This is a genomic window from Chlamydiota bacterium (genome assembly GCA_012729785.1).
In the GTDB taxonomy this organism is placed as follows: Bacteria; Auribacterota; Tritonobacteria; order UBA1439; family UBA1439; genus UBA1439.
The window spans coordinates 60683-80122 of the sequence record JAAYCL010000036.1 but is presented as its reverse complement, the minus strand read 5'-3'; the positions used below and the strand labels follow the sequence as shown (position 1 = coordinate 80122).

21 protein-coding genes are annotated in these 19440 nt (G+C 70.5%); 3 read left to right on the top strand and 18 right to left on the bottom strand.

Features of this window, described 5'->3' with window-relative positions:
- From GXY35_08600 to GXY35_08545, 12 genes are all read right to left on the bottom strand, one after another.
- The gene (locus GXY35_08600) at positions 1–1581 is read right to left on the bottom strand and encodes a hypothetical protein (protein ID NLW94636.1); all 1581 of its coding nucleotides are present in this window, start codon (positions 1579–1581) and stop codon (positions 1–3) included.
- A 7-nt stretch (positions 1582–1588) separates the two neighbouring features.
- A complete protein-coding gene (locus GXY35_08595) occupies positions 1589–2395 on the bottom strand; it encodes a class I SAM-dependent methyltransferase (GenBank protein ID NLW94635.1) in 807 nt (268 codons plus the stop codon).
- Entirely contained in the window at positions 2392–3570 is a 1179-nt protein-coding gene (locus GXY35_08590; GenBank protein ID NLW94634.1) for a glycosyltransferase family 4 protein, read from the bottom strand. The genes GXY35_08595 and GXY35_08590 overlap by 4 nt, the downstream gene beginning before the upstream one ends.
- Positions 3567–5456, bottom strand: coding sequence for an asparagine synthase (glutamine-hydrolyzing) (asnB, locus tag GXY35_08585; GenBank protein NLW94633.1), 1890 nt, complete (start codon positions 5454–5456; stop codon positions 3567–3569). Before asnB ends, GXY35_08590 begins: the two co-directional genes overlap by 4 nt.
- A 20-nt stretch (positions 5457–5476) precedes the next feature.
- Positions 5477–6679, bottom strand: coding sequence for a glycosyltransferase (locus GXY35_08580; protein NLW94632.1), 1203 nt, complete (start codon positions 6677–6679; stop codon positions 5477–5479).
- A 1-nt stretch (position 6680) separates the two neighbouring features.
- Positions 6681–6854, bottom strand: coding sequence for a Trm112 family protein (locus GXY35_08575; protein ID NLW94631.1), 174 nt, complete (start codon positions 6852–6854; stop codon positions 6681–6683).
- Between the two features lie 140 nt (positions 6855–6994).
- Positions 6995–7681, bottom strand: coding sequence for a DNA repair protein RadC (gene radC / locus GXY35_08570; protein NLW94630.1), 687 nt, complete (start codon positions 7679–7681; stop codon positions 6995–6997).
- Positions 7682–7685: 4 nt separating this feature from the next.
- Positions 7686–8555, bottom strand: coding sequence for a dTDP-4-dehydrorhamnose reductase (gene rfbD, locus GXY35_08565; protein ID NLW94629.1), 870 nt, complete (start codon positions 8553–8555; stop codon positions 7686–7688).
- Positions 8556–8601: 46 nt separating this feature from the next.
- A complete protein-coding gene (gene rfbB / locus GXY35_08560) occupies positions 8602–9612 on the bottom strand; it encodes a dTDP-glucose 4,6-dehydratase (GenBank protein ID NLW94628.1) in 1011 nt (336 codons plus the stop codon).
- Positions 9613–9632: 20 nt separating this feature from the next.
- A complete protein-coding gene (locus tag GXY35_08555) occupies positions 9633–10370 on the bottom strand; it encodes an NTP transferase domain-containing protein (protein NLW94627.1) in 738 nt (245 codons plus the stop codon).
- A 44-nt stretch (positions 10371–10414) separates the two neighbouring features.
- Positions 10415–10870, bottom strand: coding sequence for a dTDP-4-dehydrorhamnose 3,5-epimerase (locus tag GXY35_08550; GenBank protein ID NLW94626.1), 456 nt, complete (start codon positions 10868–10870; stop codon positions 10415–10417).
- A gap of 57 nt (positions 10871–10927) precedes the next feature.
- Positions 10928–11914: a flippase-like domain-containing protein gene (locus GXY35_08545; protein NLW94625.1), complete on the bottom strand. Its 987-nt coding sequence runs from the start codon at positions 11912–11914 to the stop codon at positions 10928–10930.
- 83 nt (positions 11915–11997) lie between these two features.
- On the opposite strand from GXY35_08545, the gene GXY35_08540 reads away from it, so the two are divergent.
- Positions 11998–12345, top strand: coding sequence for a hypothetical protein (locus GXY35_08540; GenBank protein NLW94624.1), 348 nt, complete (start codon positions 11998–12000; stop codon positions 12343–12345).
- Here GXY35_08540 and thiD read toward each other — a convergent pair.
- From thiD to GXY35_08515, 5 genes are all read right to left on the bottom strand, one after another.
- Positions 12336–13106, bottom strand: a complete 771-nt coding sequence (gene thiD, locus GXY35_08535) for a bifunctional hydroxymethylpyrimidine kinase/phosphomethylpyrimidine kinase (GenBank protein ID NLW94623.1) — start codon at positions 13104–13106, stop codon at positions 12336–12338. The genes GXY35_08540 and thiD overlap by 10 nt on opposite strands.
- A 28-nt stretch (positions 13107–13134) precedes the next feature.
- On the bottom strand, positions 13135–13551 hold the full coding sequence (locus tag GXY35_08530) for a (deoxy)nucleoside triphosphate pyrophosphohydrolase (protein NLW94622.1): 417 nt from the start codon (positions 13549–13551) through the stop codon (positions 13135–13137).
- Positions 13548–14483, bottom strand: a complete 936-nt coding sequence (locus tag GXY35_08525) for a hypothetical protein (GenBank protein ID NLW94621.1) — start codon at positions 14481–14483, stop codon at positions 13548–13550. The genes GXY35_08530 and GXY35_08525 overlap by 4 nt, the downstream gene beginning before the upstream one ends.
- Before the next feature lie 60 nt (positions 14484–14543).
- Positions 14544–15047, bottom strand: a complete 504-nt coding sequence (dcd, locus tag GXY35_08520; GenBank protein ID NLW94620.1) for a dCTP deaminase — start codon at positions 15045–15047, stop codon at positions 14544–14546.
- Between the two features lie 90 nt (positions 15048–15137).
- A complete protein-coding gene (locus GXY35_08515) occupies positions 15138–16064 on the bottom strand; it encodes an HAD family hydrolase (protein NLW94619.1) in 927 nt (308 codons plus the stop codon).
- Between the two features lie 316 nt (positions 16065–16380).
- Between GXY35_08515 and GXY35_08510 the strand changes: the two genes are divergently transcribed.
- The gene (locus tag GXY35_08510; GenBank protein ID NLW94618.1) at positions 16381–16710 is read left to right on the top strand and encodes a hypothetical protein; all 330 of its coding nucleotides are present in this window, start codon (positions 16381–16383) and stop codon (positions 16708–16710) included.
- A gap of 1 nt (position 16711) precedes the next feature.
- On the opposite strand, the gene GXY35_08505 is transcribed toward GXY35_08510, so the two are convergent.
- Positions 16712–18334, bottom strand: coding sequence for a phospholipid carrier-dependent glycosyltransferase (locus GXY35_08505; GenBank protein NLW94617.1), 1623 nt, complete (start codon positions 18332–18334; stop codon positions 16712–16714).
- Positions 18335–18499: 165 nt separating this feature from the next.
- Here GXY35_08505 and GXY35_08500 point away from each other — a divergent pair, with 165 nt between their 5' ends.
- Positions 18500–19414 (top strand): FAD-dependent oxidoreductase, encoded by a 915-nt coding sequence (locus GXY35_08500; protein NLW94616.1) that lies wholly within the window; start codon positions 18500–18502, stop codon positions 19412–19414.
- The last annotated feature ends 26 nt before the right edge of the window (positions 19415–19440 follow it).

The window sequence follows — 19440 nt, the reverse complement described above, 5'->3', positions numbered from 1 at the left end:
TCAGCGCCCCGCCTGCCGGTAGACCGCCCAGTGCAGTACCCCCGTGCCGTCCACGCGGCGATACCGGGCGGCGAGGAGGTCGAACAGATTCCCCATTGCGGGAGGGAGGGGATCGAAGGCGGACGGCAGGCGCCGTCTCCTCCTCGACGCCGGGTCAAGGGGGGGGACCAGGAGATTGGTGGCGGAGGTGTCGATGACGACCGCCGGGGGGCGGGAGGAGAGCTCGGCCAGGAACGTCTCCGCCGCCGCCGCCGCGTTCCGGTACCCGTTCGTATACAGCGGGTACTGGAACGAATATCTGGAGGGCGATTTCCTCCTCGAGAGGAAATTGACCGACGGCTCCGCTCCCCAGACGAGCACCGTCTCATCCGGCCCGGTGTGCGTGCGCAGGTAGTCGACCGCCGTCCTCTTCGCCGCCGTCTCCGGCGCGGAACGAAACAGGGCGATCCGCCGCGCCGGCGCATGGACCGGCCCGCCCGCCATCACCGCGAGGAGGGCGAAAAGCGCGAGGCCCCGGACGCGGTACGCGCCGGCCGCCTCCCCGCCCGAGGCGGCGAACCGGAGGGGGATGGCGCGGAGCACGGCGTAGGCGAGGAAGCCGGAGAGCACCGCGAAGACAGGCAGCCACGCCATGTAGTAGTGCGGATACGCGCGCCCCGAGACGGACGCGGCCGCGAGTTCGATCGGAAAGGCGACGACCGCGCACTGCACGAGCGCGCCCCGCGTCCCCTCCCCCGCCCCGCCGCCGCGCAGGAACACGCACCCGCCGCACCAGCCCAGCAGCGCGGTGAGGGACAGCCCCGACACCCGCATCAGTCGCCACCCCCTGGCGAGCGCCGCGAGACGGTCGCGCATCGTCGCGGCCGCGTACGCGCGGTTGTAGACGAAGACCGCCTCCAGCGCGTCGGGGAGCGCGCCGCGGGCGGCCAGACAGAGGGCGAACGGGAGGAGCGTCAGCGCCCCGCCGGCCAGAACGGCCGCGGCGGCGCCCGGGCGCACCCGTCCCCGTCGAAACGCGCGCAGCGCGACGCAGAGGAGGATCGCGCACCAGATCCCCGCGAGGTTCGGCCTGATGCAGAAGGCGAGGCCGCCCGACGCGCCGATCAGCATTCCCCTCGCCGAGAAGCCGGCCGCGGGGTCTGATCGGGCGAAAAGATACAGCGCCGCGAACTGCAGCGGGAGCGCGTACCCCTCGGGGAGGTTTCCGCCGTCGTGCACGAGGGAGAGGGTGAAGATCCACGCGACCGTGGCGAAGAACGCCGGCGCCGCGCCGAACGCATCCCGGAGCGCGGACCAGCCCAGCATCGCCGCCGCGAGGAGGAGGAGCAGCTCGAGGCCCGCGACGCCCCAGGTCGAGCCCCCGCCGAGGAGGAGGCCGAGCGCGTTGATGCAATAGATCGCGGGCGCCTTGTGGTCCCACGCGTCCCGGTAGAGAACGTCCCCCTGGAGGATCCGCCACCCCGCGTAGAGCGCCCCGCCTGAATCCCGGCCGGGGAGCGTTCGGTAGCAGACGAGCGCGGGGAGCGTCGCGAAGACGATCAGCAGCCCCAGGCACAACGCGCGCACCGCCCCTGTCGCCATTTCGATCCTATCCTTCCGCCATGGAGCCTTTGAACAGGTACTCGGTATTGGCCTCGCCGGTCCGGATGTTGCGCAGCTCGAGGCCGAGTTTCCTGTTGCAGAAATGCAGCACCTCCCCGATCTCCGCATCCTCGTACGGCCACCCCCCCAGCCAGTCCCGCACGTCCGTCAGGTACGACATCCCGCGCGACCTCCGGTAGTGTCGGATGAAGGCGAGGGGGCTTTTCCCGCGCACAAGGTTGGACGCGCAGGTGTGGCGCAGGAAATACGCGGCCTCCATGAGCCGCCTGCGCGCCGGCGAGGCCGCGTTATACCGTTTCTTCACCCGTACCCAGTGCGTCGACTGCGGGGTCGTGGTGTAGAGCGCGAGGTAGAACAGCCCGCCGTCGGCGACGAGCCGGGATGCGCGCTCGACGGCGTCCCACATCCGGCCGGTGTGGTGGAGCACCCCCCAGGCGTAGACGATATCCGCGCGGCCGAGCGAGGCGATGAACGCGTCGTCGAGGACGGAGCCGCGCACCACGGCCCAGTGCGGCGGGTTCCCGCTCATTTCCCGCACCCGTTCGGTTGCGCGCACCGAATCGGGATCGCAATCGAAGCTTATGATCCTCGCCGCCCCCGCGTCGAGGGCGGCGCGCGAGGAGAGCCCGCTCCCGCACCCGACGTCGATGAACGAACGGCCGCGGAGGTCCGGCAGTTCGAGGAACTCCAGGATATGCCGGCGCGCGATGTCGATCCGCCCGTCGTCGAGGGCGCGCGCGACGAACCGCTCCCAGTTCCGCCCGAACTCGAACGCCGTCTCCGTTTCGCTCACCCCGCACCCCCTTCCTCCAGGAGGCGCCCGTACAGCTCCCCAACGTCGCGGACGAGCCTCGCGCTCGTGAACCGCTCGAGGACGAACCTCCTCCCCTCCTCCCCCATCGCGGCCGCGCGCGCGGGGTCGTCGAGGAGCCGCAGGATCAGGGCGGCGATCTCCGCCGGGTCGCGGCCGGCGGCGAGGAGGCCGCTCCCGCCGTCCCGCACGACGTCCCCGACGCCGCCGACCGCCGTCGCGACGATCGGGCGCCCCGCCGCGGACGCCTCGATCAGGCTGACCGGCGTCCCCTCGTTCCGCGAGGTGAGGACCACCAGGTCGGAGTCCGCGTAGACGCGGTCGAGGTCGTCGCGCCAGCCGGTGAACCGCACCGCGTCCGCGAGCCCGCTCGTGCGCGCCTCCCGCTCGAGCGACGGCCGCTCCTCGCCGTCGCCGACGACGAGGAAGACCGCCCGCGGCCGCGCCGCGAGGACGAGGCGCGCCGCGGCGAGAAAGAGACGGTGGTCCTTGACCGGCGCAAGGCGCCCCGCCAGCGTGATCACGGACGCCTCCGGCTCCAGGCCGAGCTCCCTGCGCAGGGAGCCCCGGAGGGCCCGGCTCGCCGCGAACCGTTCGAGGTCGAGCCCCAGCGGAATGACCGCGTACTGCCCGGGTCGGCCGATGCGGCAGGCGCCGACGAGCTCGGCCCGCTGGGCCTCCGAGAGGGCGATGATCTTGTCCGTGCCACGCGCCAGCAGCCGTTCGACGGCGAGGAAGATTCGCGTGCGTGCGGGGGTGAAGTAGCCGCTGAAGACGTGCCCGTGGAAGGTGTGGACGGTCCGGATGCCCGGGACGGTTTTCGCGGCAATGCGGCCGAGCGCGCCGGCCTTGGCGAGATGCGTGTGGACGATGTCGGGCCTCTCGCGGCGGACGATCTCGATGAGCCGGGCCAGCGCGGCGGCGTCCGCCACGGGCGAGGGATCGCGCCGCAGGGAGCGGATCTCGATCAGCCGTATCCCGCGCTCCCGCGCCCGGGACGCCAGGTTCCCCTCCGCCACGCCCGGCCGGCCGCAGACGAGCACGGTCTCGAACCTGTCCCGGGGGAGGCCGGCGCTCAGTGCGATGGCGTTGATCGACGGGCCCCCGATATTCAAACGGGTGATGATCCGGAGGATCCTGGCCGGGCGGGGGTTCACGCGCCCCCCCCGCCGTCGATGAACTCGCGGTGCCACAGCTCGAGCGCCAGGAGGGCCCAGAGCCGGTAGCTGTGGTCGCGGAACCCGCGCTGGTGATGGTCGACAAGCTCCCGCACGCGGGCCGGATCGAAGTAGCCGCGCCCGAGGCTGGAGGGGTCGAGCAGAATCTCCCGGAGATATTCGCCGAGCTCGCCGCGGAACCAGCGGCTGATCGGAACGCCGAATCCCTGCTTCCCGCGGCGGAGGATCTCCCCAGGCAGCAGATCCGCGCAGGCGTCACGGAGGATCCGCTTCCCCTCCCCGCCCGAGATTTTCCACCGCGTGGGGAGCGCGGCGGCGAATTCGACGAGGCGATGGTCGAGGAACGGGGACCGGGCCTCGAGGGAGACCGCCATCGTGGCGATGTCCACCTTCACCAGGAGATCGCCGGGGAGGTAGCTGCACAGGTCGGTGAAGAGGAGCCGGGCGGTCTCGTCGTGTATCCGGCACGCCTCGTAGATACGGCGAATCTGGCCGGGGGCGTCGAAGGCGCCCGCCGCCTCCCGGAACCGCGGCGCGTAGAGTCGGGCCTTCTCCTCCTCTCCGAAGTAGGCCACATAGCGCAGGTACCGGGCGGGCCCCGGGAGGCCGAACGACTCGGCGAACCGCCGCGCGCGGTCCCGGAGGCTGTCGCGCGGTGCGCCGGCGAGAAACCGGGCGAGCGTCCGTCCGAGCGGCGCGGCGCCCGGTATGGCCCCCATCCGGCCGGCGAGGGAGAAGGCGCGGTATCGGTCGTAGCCGGCGAACAGCTCGTCGCCCGCGTCGCCGTTCAAGGCCACCGTGACCTCGCGGCGGCTCATCCTGGCGACGTGGTAGGTCGGGAGCGCGGAGGAGTCCGCGAACGGCTCGCCGTAGTGCCGGACAAGCTTCGGGAGGAGGCCGACGGCGTCGGGTTTCACGATGAGCTCATGGTGGTCGGTGCCGTACCGCTTCGCGACCATCCGGGCGTAGGGGAGCTCGTTGTAGCGCTCGTCGTCGAAGCCGATCGAGAAGGTCTTGACCTGCGCGCCCCCCTCCCGGCTCATCAGGGCGACCACGATGCTCGAGTCGATCCCCCCGCTCAGAAACGCCCCCAGCGGCACGTCGCTGACGAGCCGGAGGCGGGTCGCCTCGACGAGGAGATCACGCAGGCGCGCCCGCGCCTCGTCGTAGCCGATCTCGAGGGGGCGCTCCGGGTTCGCCTCCCAGTACCGCTCGACCGTGACGTTGCCGTTCTCGAGCACGAGGAAATGCGCGGGGGGGAGCTTGTGCATCCGGGCGAAGATCGAGAACGGCGCGGGGACGTACTGGTAGGTCAAATAGAGGTCGAGCGCCTCGAGGTCTACGCGGCGCTCGACGCCGGGATGGCTGAGGATCGGCGCGGGGCCCGAGGCGAAGATGAAGTCGCTCCCCGCGTGCCGATAGAAGAACGGCTTGACGCCGAGACGGTCCCGGGCGCAGAAGAGACGACGACGACGCCCGTCCCAGAGGGCGAACGAGAACATCCCGCGGAGCCGCTCCAGGCACCCGGTGCCATGCTCCTCGTACAGATGGAGGATCACCTCCGTGTCGCAGCGGGTGCGGAAGCGGTGCCCGCCGGCCTTCAGTTCCTCGGTGAGCTCCCGGAAGTTGTAGATCTCCCCGTTGTAGACCAGCCAGAGCGTGCCGTCCTCGTTCGTCATCGGCTGGACGCCGCCCTCGACGTCGATGACGCTCAGGCGCCGGTGCCCGAGGCCCACCGGGCCGTCGAGGTGAAAGCCCTCGCCGTCGGGGCCGCGGTGCGCCATCAGGCGCGTCATCGCCTCGAGCGTGGCGCGATCGACCGCCCTCTCCCGGTCGCCGTAGACGATCCCGCAGATTCCGCACACGTGAATACCGTTCCTCGTTTCTAGTTTCTCGGGAGACGACTTCCGTCCGACGTCTTCCGCTTCAGCAGCTCCCCGTACAGTTCCTCGTGCGCCAGGACCATCCGCTCGACGCTGAACAGCGTCCGCGCGCGGGCGAGCCCCCGCCGCCCCATCCCGGCGGCCTCCTCCGGGTTCCCGATCAGCCGGACGAGCGCGGCGGCCATCGCGGGCGGGTCGCGGGGGGGGACGAGGAGGCCGGTGCCGCCCTCCTCCACCGCCTCGGGGACCCCCCCGACCCGCGTCGCGACCACCGGTTTCGCCCGCGCCATCGCCTCGAGGACGACGTTCGGAAACCCCTCCTGGTGCGAGGCGAGCGCGAGCACGTCCGCAGAGGCCATGATCTCCCCGCTGTCCATGCGGGAACCGAGGAGAACGACGCGCCCGCGGAGGTCCGGCTCGGCCGCCCTGCGCTCGACCGCCTGCCGCAACCTCCCGTCGCCCACGAGCACGAACCGGGTCTCGGGGAAGGAGCCCAGCACGATCCGCGCCGCCTCGAGAAAATCCAGGTGCCCCTTGTAGGGAAAGAAATTCGCGACGAGGCAGACCACCGGCCCCCGGATCTCCCGCCCGGCGATCTCCCGCCGCCCGACTCGCGGCGGGGAGGAGGGGATCCGCACCCCGTTGTAGATGACGCGGAGCCGTTCCGGAACGATCCGCTCCCGGGCGAGGACGTCCCGGAGGACCGCCTCGGAGTTGGGGACGATCGCGTCGGCCCAGCGATTCACCAGATTCTCCAGAAACCGGAGGAGGGGCCGCCCCTCCTTGTAGCGCCCGAGCCCCCTTCTCCCCGTCACGAGGACCGGCACCCCCGCCCGGCGGGCGGCGAACCCCGCCGTCACCAGGGCGGCCGGCAGCAGCCCGTGGACGATCGCGATGCGTTCCCGCCGCATCAGGTTCGAGAGGGCGAGGATCTGCGGCAGAAAGACCCGCCACGGCCGCGCCCGTCCGGCGCGGCCACGGGCGCGCGGGGCGAGGACGGTGAGCGGAACGCCCGCGGCGGCGAGGGTATCGGCGAGCGGCCCCCCGCCGCGCAGGCAGCATACGCGCGGGGCGAAGCGCCGGCGATCGAGCCCGGCCGCCAGTTCGCAGAGCTGGCGCTCGGTCCCGCCGAGCTCCATGTTGATGGTGACGAACAGCACGGGCGCGGCTTCGCCCGCGGGCCGGGCAGTCGGCGCCGCAGGCACCTCATCCCTCCTTGGCGCCGGGCGTCTCCGCCTCGTCGACCAGCATGATCGGGATGCCGTCGCGGATCGGGTAGCGGCGCCCGCAGCCGAGGCAGACGATCTTCTCCCCTTCGAGCTTCACCTCCGCCTTGCAGGCCGGGCACGCGAGTATCTCCAGCAGCTCCTTGTCGATCATCGTTCCCCCCTCCCTGAAACGGGTTCAACCGGTTCGATCGGCGAGACGTTTCTCCCGTGGCGCCGGCGTGCAATCCGTGACGTGCGGCTTCGGCATCTTGTCCACCCCGGGCGTATCCGCACCGATCGGCGGCACAGACCTCAGAGCAGGTTCTCCTCCGCGAAGCTGAAGTGCCCTCCCCTGCCGACCACCAGATGGTCGAGCACCCGCACGTCCACGGTGCCGCAGGCGTCCGCGACCGCCCTCGTGATGGAGCGGTCCTCCGCGGAGGGCTCCGGGTGGCCGCTGGGGTGGTTGTGGACGAGTATGACGCCCGCGGCGTGCCGCTGGAGCGCCGCCTCGACGACCAGCCGCGGGTACACGACCGCGCGGTCCACCGTCCCCTTCTGGATCACCTCGTGCGCGATCAGCTCGTTCTTGGCGTTGAGGAGCAGCACCAAAAACTGTTCCCGGGGCAGGCCCGCGAGCTTGGCCCGGGCGAAGTCGACCGCCGCCTGCGGGGAGGAGACGAGGTTTCTCCCCCGCATCCTCGTCTCGCTGCAGGCCACGAACAGCTCCTTGACGAGCAGAACGAGCGACGCCGCGGCGGGGCCCATCCCCCTCACCGACTCGAGTTCCGCCGCCCCGGCGTCAAGGACCTGGGCGAGGCCCCCGAACCGGGCGAGCAGCGCCTTCGCGATCGGCTTGACGTCGACGCGCGGGACGGCGAAGGTGAGGAGGAGCTCCAGCTTCTCGTACTCCTGCAGCCCCGCGCCCCCCGCCCTTAAAAACCTCTCCCGGAGCCGGGCGCGGTGCCCGGCGTAGTGGGGACGGCCCGATCCGTCCATCGCCTCACCCCCGCGGCGGGGGACCGCCCGCGCCCGGGCGCTCCCTTTCAACCAGATACTCCGCGACCGCCTCGCGCCAGTGCCGCATCGGCGCGCCGGCGAAGGCGGCGTAGCGCCCGCAGTCGAGCGCGGAGCACGGCGGCCGGGGCGCGGCGCGGTTCAGCCGGTCGCTCGTGATCTCCCGCACGGCGACGCCGCCGATCCCGGCGATCTCGAGGATCGCCCGCGCGTAGTCGAACCAGGAGCAGACCCCGCTGTTGGCGACATGGATGACGCCGGCGCGCCGCGCCGCCGCGAGCCCGCAGAGCGCCCCCGCGAGGTCCCGGGCGTAGGTCGGGCTGCCCCGCTGGTCGCCGACGACCTCGATCTCCCGCCGCGTCTCCGCGGCCCGCAGGATGGTGTCCACGAAGTTCTTCCCGTGCGCCCCGAACATCCACGAGGTCCGCACGATGAGGAAGTCGGCGCCGGCGCGCCGCACCGCCTCCTCGCCGTCGCGTTTCGATCTCCCGTAGACGCTCGCCGGATTGACCGGGTCGTCCTCTGCGTACGGACTCCCCTTGAGGCCGTCGAAGACGTAGTCGGTGCTCACGTGGACGAGGCGCGCCCCCGCGGCCCGGCAGGCGCCCGCCAGGGTGCCGGCCCCGCGGGCGTTGACCGCGAACGCGGCCCCGGGATCGGCCTCGCAGCCGTCCACGTCGGTCATCGCGGCCGCGTTGACGACGATCGCCGGGCGGGCCGCCTCGACGAAACGGCGCGTCGCCGCCGCGTCGGTGATGTCGAGTTCGGGGAGATCGGCGCCCTCGACGTCGCCGCCGCGGGCGCACGCCTCCATCAGGGCGCGCCCGAGCATCCCGTTCGCCCCGACCACCAACATCTTCCCGCGCGCGGCCATGCCCCTTCCGCCCCCCCCGCCGCCTCGCTTACGATCGTTCGCGGTCGACGTACTGTCTCCGGTAGTAGTCCAGGTACTCGCCGCTCTTGAGGGGGCGCCACCACCAGTCGTTCTTCGCGTACCAGTCGACCGTCTCGCGGATCGCCTCGGCGAACCCCGCGCGCGGCGCCCAGCCCAGCGCCCGCAGCTTGCCGCAGTCGAGGGAGTAGCGCCGGTCGTGCCCCTGCCGGTCCTTGACCCTTGTGATCAGGGAGGCCGGTTTCCCCAGGCAGTCGAGGATGATGCGGGTGAGCTCGACGTTGGGGAGCTCGTTGCCGCCCCCGATGTTGTAGACCTCGCCGTCCGCCCCCTTCTCGAGGAGGAACTCGATCGCGGCGCAATGGTCATCGACGAAGAGCCAGTCCCGGACGTTCATCCCGTCGCCGTAGAGGGGGAGCGGGATGTCGTCCAGGGCGTTCGTGACGAAGAGCGGGATCACCTTCTCGGGGTACTGGTACGGGCCGAAGTTGTTGGAGGCCCGGGTGATGACCACCGGGAGGCGGTACGTCGCCCAGTACGAGTAGGCGAGCCGGTCGGCCCCGGCCTTGCTCGCGGCGTACGGGTTGCGGGGCATGAGCGGGTCCGTCTCCCTGAACGACCCCTTCTCGATGCTCCCGTAGACCTCGTCGGTCGAGATCTGGATGAACCTCCCGATCCTGTGTTTGCGCGCCGCCTCCAGCAGCACGAACGTCCCGTAGACGTCCGTGCGGATGAAATCGCCCGCGTCCCCGATCGAGCGGTCCACGTGCGTCTCCGCGGCGAAGTTGACGATCGCGTCGAACCGCTCCGCCGCGAGGCGGTTCACCAGTTCCGCGTCGGCGATATCGCCCCTGACGAACCGGTAGCGCGGGTCCCGCGCGACCTCCTTCAGGTTGTCGAGGTTCCCCGCGTAGGTGAGCTTGTCCAGGTTCACCAGCTCCGTCGCGGTGCCGCGGCGGAGGCAGCGGCGGATGAAGTTGGAGCCGATGAACCCCGCCCCCCCCGTGACCAGCATCCTCATCGTCATCCCCTCCCGGGGCCCTACAGGGCCATCTTGTTGGCGCCGCTCTCGTAGACCAGCGCATTGACCTTCAGCAGGCGGTCGATCGAGGCCCCCGCGTCCGCCCACCATCCGTCCAGGATGCCATAGGTCATCGTCCCCGCGGCGATGTAGGCGTTGTTGACGTCCGTGATCTCGAGCTCCCCCCTCCCCGAGGGCTCGAGGGTCCTGACGATGTCGAAGACCGCCGCGTCATAGAGGTAGATGCCGATGACGGCGTAGTTGCTGACCGGCTTCGCGGGCTTCTCCACGATGGCCACGATCTTGCCGTCCCGTATCTCGGCGACCCCGTACTCCTGCGGGCTGTCCACCTCCTTGAGGAGGATCTTCGCCCCCTTCTCCTGGCGGGAGAACTCCTCGACCGTTTCGACGATGTTCCCCTCGATGATGTTGTCCCCCAGCATCACCACCAGCTTCTCCCCCTCCGCGAAATGCTCCGCGAGGGAGAGCGCCTGGGCGATGCCGCCCTCCTTCTCCTGGTAGGCGTACTGGAGCCGCTTCAGGCCGAACTCGGCCCCGTTCCCGAGGAGACGCAGGAAGTCGCCGGCGTTGTTGCCGCCGGTCACCACCAGGATGTCCTCGACCCCCGCGTTGACGAGCGTCTGTATCGGGTAGTAGATCATCGGCTTGTCGTAGATCGGGAGCAGATGCTTGTTGGTGATCTTGGTGAGCGGGTGCAGCCGCGTGCCGAGACCCCCCGCGAGGATGACGCCCTTCATCTCTCCTCCTTTCGCCCCTTACGGCGGCGGCCGCACAGGGGAGCTCAGCGCTCCTTGATCGCCCAGTCGTACGGGATGTCGTTGTCGTGCGGGGGCACCCTGAACTCGTCCGGGTCGTTCGGATCGTAGCAGCGGGTGGGCAGATTGATCAGCAGGCACGGCTCAACGCCGATCGTCTTGTAGCCGTGCATCACCATCGCGGGGATGCGGATGAGTATCCGGTGGTGCTCCCCCACGAAGAACTCGTCGATCTCCCCGCGCGTCGGCGACCCCTCCCTCGCGTCGTAGAGGACGATCTTCGCCATACCCTTGACGACGGTCATGAAGTCGTTCTGCTTCCGGTGGTAGTGCCAGGCGCGCACGACGCCGGGGTAGTTCAGGGACACGTACAGCTGGGCGAACTCCTCGAAGATCTTTTCGTCTTTCCGCACAATCTCCTGGAGGTACCCCCGCTCGTCCGCGTGGGGCGTGAGTTCCTTGACCTTCACTCCCTCGATCATCGTTCCGACTCCTTTCGATTTTCGGCGCCACCGGACGAGTATACCACGATGCCCCCGTCAATTCAGCGAGGCAGTGCACCCGGCGGTCTGCCGCGGGGGAACGGCGTACAGCACGCCTCCGACAAGCCCCCACGAGATGGTCAGGGCGCGCGTCGCGAGATCCAAAGCCAGTGCCTGCTCGGCCGTGACCCCGAGGGCGGGGAAGAAGTAGACGAACGCCCACTCCATCGTCCCCCAGCCGGAGGGGGTGACCGGGACGGCCGCGATGGTACCGATGAGCGGCATGAGAAGGAGCAGGTGCCGATAGGCGACGCCGCGCATCCCGAGGGAGCGCGCGATCCCCAGCAGCACCACGATGAACACCAGTTGCATCAGGCACGAGATCCCGAGCGCCCGCGCGACGGCGCGCGGCCGGGCCCGGTAGATCTGCAGGGAATCGTAGAGGCGCCGCAGATGGTCCCCGAGCGTGCCGCGGTCGAGGATCCTCCTCGCGAACGGGAGCTTGGCGAGGAGATCCCGGCGGGAGAGGAAGGCCAGGCCGAGACAGATGGCGAGGAAAAGGGCGACGAAGATCTGCGACGCTTGGCGGAGGCCCGGGGCGCCGAGGTTGACCGCGAGGCCGAAAAACCCGATGGCGAAGAGTGAGAGGAATCCGACGATCCGGTCGGCGAACACCGAGCCCACCGCCGCCTCCTGCCGTGACCGGTCGACCTTCGCGCAGTACCAGGCCTTGAGGATGTCCCCCCCCATCGAGCCGGGCATGACGTTGTTGAAGAATGCCCCGATGAGGCAGAACCGGAGCAAGGACCCGTACCGCACGCGGATCCCGTGGACAAAGACCAGGGCTTGCCACCGGAAGGCGCTGAAGACGAAGAGCAGACCGTAGCCGAGCCCGCACGCCGCGAAGAGCCGAGGGTCGATCCCGCGAAGGCGGACGGCGAGTTCACCGGGATCGATTTTCCTCCAGAGGATACACGCGATGACCGCCGCCGCGAAGGCGAACCTGGCCGCGACGCCCGCCCTGCGGGCCCGCTCCCGTTTCATCCCGCACACCGGTTGCGCGGGGCGCAGCGCTGTGGTAGCATATATCGGTATTCGCGTTGGAACCCGGTCACGGAGTAGAACAGATGCGTGTGCGTGTCGTGCCCCTGTGTCTCGCAATCCTTCTCGCGGCCTCGTCCCTGGGCGCGCAGGAGTTCCGGGCGGAGGTTCCCCCGCTCCCATCGCGCGTCGCGACCGCAGGCCAGACGGCGGGCGAAACCGCCGGGGGGGCTGTCGTCTCCGCGGGCCGCCTGATCGGCGATGCCGGGAAGCGGCTGGGCGGCTTCTTCGCCCGCGGAGGGAAGAGTTTCGGGCGGATGTGCGCCGACCTCTCGGTCGGCCTCGGCCGGTACTGCCGGCGGGTCTTCGTCGGCGTCTTCACCGACTTCCAGGAAAAACCCGCGGGCACGCCGCTCCGCTACGATCAGATGTGAGCGGCGAGAAGCGCCCCCGCCCTGCAGCCCACCGCGCCTTTGAACTGCCTCCCCACGTACGCCTTGGCCTCCCGCACGGCGGCATCCAGCGCCAACCCGCGCGCCAGCCCCGCCGCGATCGCCGCCGAGAGGATGCACCCCGACCCGTGCAGGCGCGCCCCGCGCACGCGGACGGCGCTGAACGGCCGTTTCCCCTCCCGGTCGAAAAGCCAGTCGGTCGCCTCCCCCTCGCCGTGCCCGCCCTTGATCAGCACCGCCCGCGGGCCCTTCCCGAGGATGCGGCGCGCCGCCTCCTCGAGTCCGACCGCGCCGCGGATCTTAACCCCGCTGATCTCCTCCGCCTCCCGGAGATTCGGCGTGACGAGCGCCGCGAGGGGGAACAGGCGCCGGACCATCGCCCGCCCGGCGCCGGGGAGGGCGAGCGGATCCCCGCCGTGCGTGGCGAGAACCGGGTCCAGCACGAACCGGCGCAGCCGCCGCGCAGCCAGGAAACGCGCCACCGCCTCGACGATCCCGGCGCTCCAGAGCATCCCGGTCTTCACCGCCTCCGGGCGCCCGGCCCGCAGCGCCGCCTCGGCCTGCGCGACCACCGCGGCGGGCCGCACCGGGAAGACCCCGTAGACCCGGACGCCGTCCTGGGCGGTGACCGCGGTGACGGCGCAGAGGCCGTAGACGCCGCAGCGGCCGAACGTCTTCAGGTCCGCTTCGAGCCCGGCGCCGCCGCACGAGTCGGAGCCGGCGATCGTGAGCACCGCGGGCATCAAGAGACGTTCCGCCGCCATTTCCGCCTCAGTTCGCCCAGAGCCGCGCGACGACCTCCCCGACCACCGGGACGTCCGCGGCGGCGAAATCGTGGGCGACGATCTCGCCGGGTCCCACCCACCGCAGGTCGTGGCACTCCAGGGGGCGCGGCTCACCCGAGAGGTAGGTGCAGAGGTAGCAGAGCAGGAGGACGTGGCGGATTTCGCCGTCCTTGCGGTAATTGTGCGAGGCGACCTCGAAGATCCTTTCGACCTCGATCTCGAAGCCCATCTCCTCCCGGATCTCGCGGACGAGACAGGCGCGGGGGTCCTCCGCGAACTCGATCTTCCCCCCGGGGAACTCCCATTTGAGCGGCTCGAGCGACGAGTCCGGCTTCCGCTGGGCGATCAGGACGCGGTCCCCGCGCCGTATGATCCCCGCCGCGCAGACGATCGTCTTCCTCACGGCGCCCCTCCGGCGACGGCGCCCGGATTCGGGCGCGCGCAGCAATGCTTGATCAGGGCGACGAGCTTGGCCTCTATCGCCGCCGACACGGCGTCCTGCTCCTCGCCCGCCCGGATCCCCCGGCGCGCCCGGGCGATCTCCTCCAGGATCTTGGACGCCGCGTCCGCCGACGCCTCGTCCGCGAACACGCCGGCGCGGGCGAGGCGGCGCGCGGCGCGGCCGAGCGTCCAGCCGGCCCGCCACCGGGAGCCCGCCGCGGCCATCCGCCGGGCGTGGGCGGCGAGTATCTTCGCCCGCGCGAGCTGCATCCCGATGATCGCCGCGCGGAGTCTCTCCTTCGCCTCCCCCGCGCTCCGCAGCGCCTCGAACACCCTCCCCTTCGAGAGGAAGCCCCTCGCCACTGCGGTCTGCTCCCCCGCCCCGACCAGCGCGCGGCGGACCGGGTCGATCCGCGCCGCCTCGATGAGCGCGGGGATCCCGGAGAGGGCCGCCGGGCAGTCGCCCTTCTCCGCGAGCGCCAGGAGCGCCGCGCAGTTCGGCTCGGCGTCGCCCACGTCCCAGACGGCGGCGAAACGCCTGAGCTCCTCGCCGCCGCGGGACAGGAAACGGGCAGCATCGCCCGGCCTGTTTTCGCGGAGGAGACGCTCCGCGACGGAGATCTCCCTGAGCGCGTCGGCATCCGGGAGCGCGTCGGCGGCGTCGCGCAGCATCACCTCCGCGGCCCAGAGCAGCCAGTCCGCCAGCGTCCGGTGCCCGGTGTCGAGGGACTGCTCGGCCTGGGTGACGACGACGAGGGCGTCGCGGGCCCTTCGCGCGGCGCCGTCTCCCGTGTAACGGAGGAGATACTGGGCCTCCGCCGTTTCGGCGCCGACGCCGCACGCCGCGGCCGCGCACAGCGCGGCGACACACCATCCCGCCCGGCGCTTCTTCATCGCGGTCACCCCCCCTCGGCGGCTTCCGCCCGGCCGGACAGGCGCCGGGCGGGCGAACTGTCACTGGTCGGCGAAGCGGCCCCGGTAGTGGCCGTGGCCGATGGTCTTCTCGAAGACGAACTGGCAGATCCGCGTCCCGGGGTGCACCGCGAGCGGGAACGGGCTCGCGTTGTACATCTCGAGGACCTGGTGGTTGGAGATGCCGGGGTGCATGAAACTCGCGGTGATGTGGACCAGCAACCCGAGGCGCGAGAACCGGCTCCTCCCCTCGAGGCGGCCGCAGATGTCGTCGGGAAGGGTGATCCGCTCGACCGTCCGTGCGAGCGCCGACTCCCCCGGCATCAGGACGAAGAAGTCGTTCACGCGGATCGTCTCGCTGATGGTGCGGTAGTCGGTCTCGTCGGTGATGTGGAGAACCTCCCGCACCTTCTTGAAGACCGTGAACTCGTTGGCGAGGTGGAGGTCGATCGATCCGGGGCCGACCTGGTCCATCGAGAACGGCTCGACCTTGATGATCCCCTCCCTCAGGAGCCTCTCGAGCTCCGACTGCGCGATCACGCTCATGCTGCCTCCTGGACTGTGCGCCGGTGGAGAGTATAGCACAAACCCCGTGCGGTGGCGGGCGGATACCGGCCTCCGCCCCGTGGAGCGGCCTCAGGCGGGCTGCGGGCTCGGGCAGACGTCCCTTCCCCCCGGCGCGAACGGCGGGAGCTCGATGATGTCGAGCAGCTGGTCGAACCGGTCCACCGTCCAGGTCGGGGTGTAGGAGGCGTCGCCGGGTTGCGAGACGTTCCTGCGCTGTATCGCGGGGGCCGAGTAGAAGGAGAGCTTGTCGCGCATCTCCGTGGAGATCACCGTGCCGTAGCGGGCCCAGACATCGGCGATGCCCATCTCCTGCGCGATACGGATATCCTTCTTCAGGCTGTCCCCGATGATCAGCACGCGTTCCGGTTTCAGTCGTTCGTCCTCGAGTATGCGGGCGATGCCGCGCGTGCTCGGCTTCTCGAACGAGAGCGGCAGCTCGACCACCTTCTCGATCAGGGACTTGTAGTAGCCGACCCGGATGCGGTTGACGATCTCGCCGTCGAGCTCCCCGTGGCGCGGGACCGGGTACGACTTCAACGCGTAGAGGGCGTGCAGGTACCGGTCCACGCCGAGGTGCTTGATCCGCTGCTCCGCGGGGAAACAGGGGGCGTCGCTCAGACCGATGACGCGGATCCCGCGGCTGCAGAGGATCTGCAGGGTCTTGTGGACGCCCGGGTAGACGCGAAGGTTCGACTTCCGCGCCCTGTTGAACGAGTAGCGCGCCGGATCGACCACGTGCGTCTGGAACCAGCGGAAGTCTTTGCGGCGCATCCCCTCGAAGATGTCGGCCTCCTGGAGGACGAAGGCGTACTCGTTGGTGTTGTACGCGGTGAACACCTTCTTCATCGACTCCACGATCGCCTCGCGGGAAAAGCCGGTGATCCGGTGGAGCGTCTCGGTGAGCGCCTCGAGGCTCGGCACGATGTAGTCGATCCAGCTGTAGAGCGTGTTGTCCGCGTCGGTGATGACCGCCTTGATCCCCTTCAGCTTTTTCATCCGTCCATCCCCTCTCCCCCGGAAGAACCGGTCTCCTTGTCGCCGCCCTGTTCCCTCCTCAACCGCGCGGCATAGTATAGAGGGGGAGTTCCCGCAGCGCAAGGAAACGAAGAAGGCGAACCGTCCCGCCGATTCAAGGCAGCGCCTCGCCGACCCCCGCCATGCAACACTTTCGCCTCATTTTGTAAACTCTTTGCATATCGTTATTATTCGCGTTACTTCCCTTGACAAGAGCTCTGGATAGGTGTATCTTTAAACGAAATTGGGTGAAGGGCAGCTCGAAGATCGCGGGGAAGCGAACTCTGGAGGGGTTGAGGTGTTCTCGTTCATTGCCCAGTTGAGCATCATACTCATGATCGTCGCCATCGCCTGCACGCAGGTGTTTCTTATCCTGAAGTACCTGCATGTGCGAGGAACCATCCGCCGGATGCAGGAGACATCGTCCGGGGACCATATCCGCTACAAGAACGGCGCCGCCGCCAGGCGCCGGAACGGGAATGGAAACTCGGCCGCCCTCAACAAGCTCTATGCGCGCGCGCCGAAGACCGAACCTCCTCCCTCCGGCGGTCCCCGGTTCGCCGCCGCCGTGATCCCTCCGCTCGAACGCCCGGTCGCCCGGGCTCTCGACAGCTCGGTCGCCCGGTAGCTCATCTCCCCCGGAGCAGCAGCTGGTTCCTGTGCGGCAGCAGGCACCTGGCCTGCACGGATGCGGAGGCGGGCAGCGTCCCCTCCCCGACCAGGCTGTCGTAGACCTTCTCCCTGACGAGGACCACGTTCCCCCCCGACGCCTGAAGCGCCGCATCGAGCTCGGCCGGCGTCTCGAGCACCGGCAGGACGGCCCGCCGGTGGAAGCCCACGACGCCCAGTTCGCGCTCGCCCGGCCTGTACATGAAGAGCGTCTCCCCCTGCCGGACGTTGGCCTCCAGCATCGCGGCGAGCGGCGCGTATCCCTTCTCCCTCTCGAGCATCTCCCAGACGGCGGGCGTGAGGGGCGCCGCCCAGCCGATGATCGCCAGTGCGACCATCGACCAGGCGGGAATGCGATCCGGGGGCTTTCGGAGCTCACGCCGAAGCACCGCCGCGGAGGCCGCCAGGCCCGCCGCGGCCCCTGCGGCCGCCGCGACCGCCCCGTGGCGCGCGTAGACCGCGACGCCGAGCGCCGCGCACCAGGCGGCGGCCGCCGCCGCGGCGAAGACGACGAGGGCCGCGCGCGCCCACCGCCCTTCCCACCGGGCCGGCGGGGCCGCATCCGCCGACGCGGCCCAGCGGGCGACCGCGATCGCGAAGCCGGGGAGCAGCGGCAGGAGGTACAGGTGGCGCTTCCCGCTCGCGACGGAGAGGATCGCGAACGGCACCGCGAGGACGGCGAGAACGAACTGCCGCGACCGGCGATCCCCTTCCGACTCGCCCGGGCGGCGCCGGAGCCCGAGGAAGGCCGGGGGGAGAAGAAGCGCCCACGGGAGGAAGATTTCGAAGATCGCCGGCAGGTAGAACCACGGGGCCTTCGCGTGGTCGGCGCCCGGCGAAACGAACCGGAGGACCTGGTTGTCCCAGAGGAAGACCCTGAGCGCTTCCCGCCCGCCGCGGGCGGCGAGGAGCAGCACCCACGGCGCGGCGACGACGAGGAGCCCCGCGGCGGAGACGAGGGCGAGGAGGGCGAATTCCCGGTACTCGCGGCGGAGGAGGAGATAGGCCGAAACGGCGGAGAGCGGGAGCGCCACCCCCACCGTCCCCTTGGAGAGGAACGCCGCCCCCGCGGCGAAGGCGAAGCCGAGATAGCCGAGGGCCTTCGGCGCGCCCCGGCGCCGGTACCCCGCCTGGAACAGGGCGAACGAAACGACGACGGAGGCGGCCAGCGGAACGTCGACGAGGAGATGGCGGGTGATGTACAGCCACTCCACGCTCGTGGCCAGGATGAACGCGGCCAGGAGCCCCGCGCCGGGCCCCAGGAGCATCGCCCCGAGCCAGGCGGTCGCGAGGAGCCCCGCGAACCCCCACGCCGCGGAGGGGAGGCGGCACAGCCGGGCGTCGGGCCCGCCCGCGAGGTCGAAGACGATCACCGCCCCGAGGTGCGCCAGCGGCGGCTTCTCCAAGAACGGCTCCCCGTTCAGGCGCGGGACGACCCAGTCGCGCGAGGCGTGCATCTCGCGCGCGATCGCGGCCTCCCGGGGCTCGTCGCCTCCCCACAGCCCGTGCCGCTGCCCGGCGAAGGAGAGGACGGCAAGGGCCGGCACCGCCCAGAGCAGCGTCACGCCCGCCGATCTCTTCATAGTCCAGGCCCTCCGCATCGTACCGCCGCCATTCTAGCCGTTCCGCCCCCCCGCGGTCCAGAGCCGTGCGTCCGGCGCGGGGGGGGCGGATATGGACGATCCGCCCCGGAGCGCATATACTGTGCGCAGCGGGGGGCCTCCCCCCGGTTACGGAGGGTTCCTGCCATGCACGACCTGGTCATCATCGGCGGCGGCATCACCGGGCAGACGGCCGCCATCTATGCCGCCCGCAAGCGGATGGACTTCCTCCTCGTCGCCAGGGAGATGGGGGGGCAGTTCCTCGAGTCCGGCGAGGTCTTGAACTACCCCGGCATCGTCAAGACGACCGGCGCGGCGTTCAGCGAGCGGATGGAGAAGCAGCTCCACTTCAACGGGATCACGCCGCGGGACGGCGAGACCGTGCAGCGCATCGAGAAGATTTCGAACGGCTTCAGGGTCGTCTCCGACCGCGGCGTCCACGAGGCGCACGCCGTCATCGTCGCCACCGGCGCCCGGGCGCGCAAACTCGGCGTCCCCGGGGAGGAGCGGCTCGCCCGGAAGGGGGTCACCTACTGCTCCATCTGCGACGGGCCCCTCTTCTCCGGGATGGATATCGCCATCGTGGGTGGGGGCAACTCCGCGCTCGAGGGTGCGAACTTCACCAAGGATCTGGCGCGCACAATCACGCTCGTGAACCTCGGGCCTTCGTTCACCGCCCACGAGTACCTGGTCGAGAACATCGCCCACTACCCCAACGTCGAGACGATCCACGGGGCCAGGACGATCGAGATCGCGGGGGAAACGTCCGTCAGCGGGCTCGTCTACGAGAAGGACGGCGTTCGACACACGCTCCCGGTGCGCGGCGTGATCGTCGAGATCGGGAGGGTGCCGAACACCGAATTCCTCGAAGGATTCCTCGACCGCAACAGCCAGGGGCACGTCGTGATCGACTGCTGGACCCGGTCCTCGGTCACGGGCGTCTTCGCGGCGGGGGACTGCGCCTCCGGACAGGAGTACCAGTACGTGATCGCCGCGGGGCAGGGATGCATGGCGCTCCTCAAGGCGTCCCGCTACCTCGCCGGCCTGAAGAACGCCTTCTGACCCGGCGGCCCCAACGGGAAACGGCG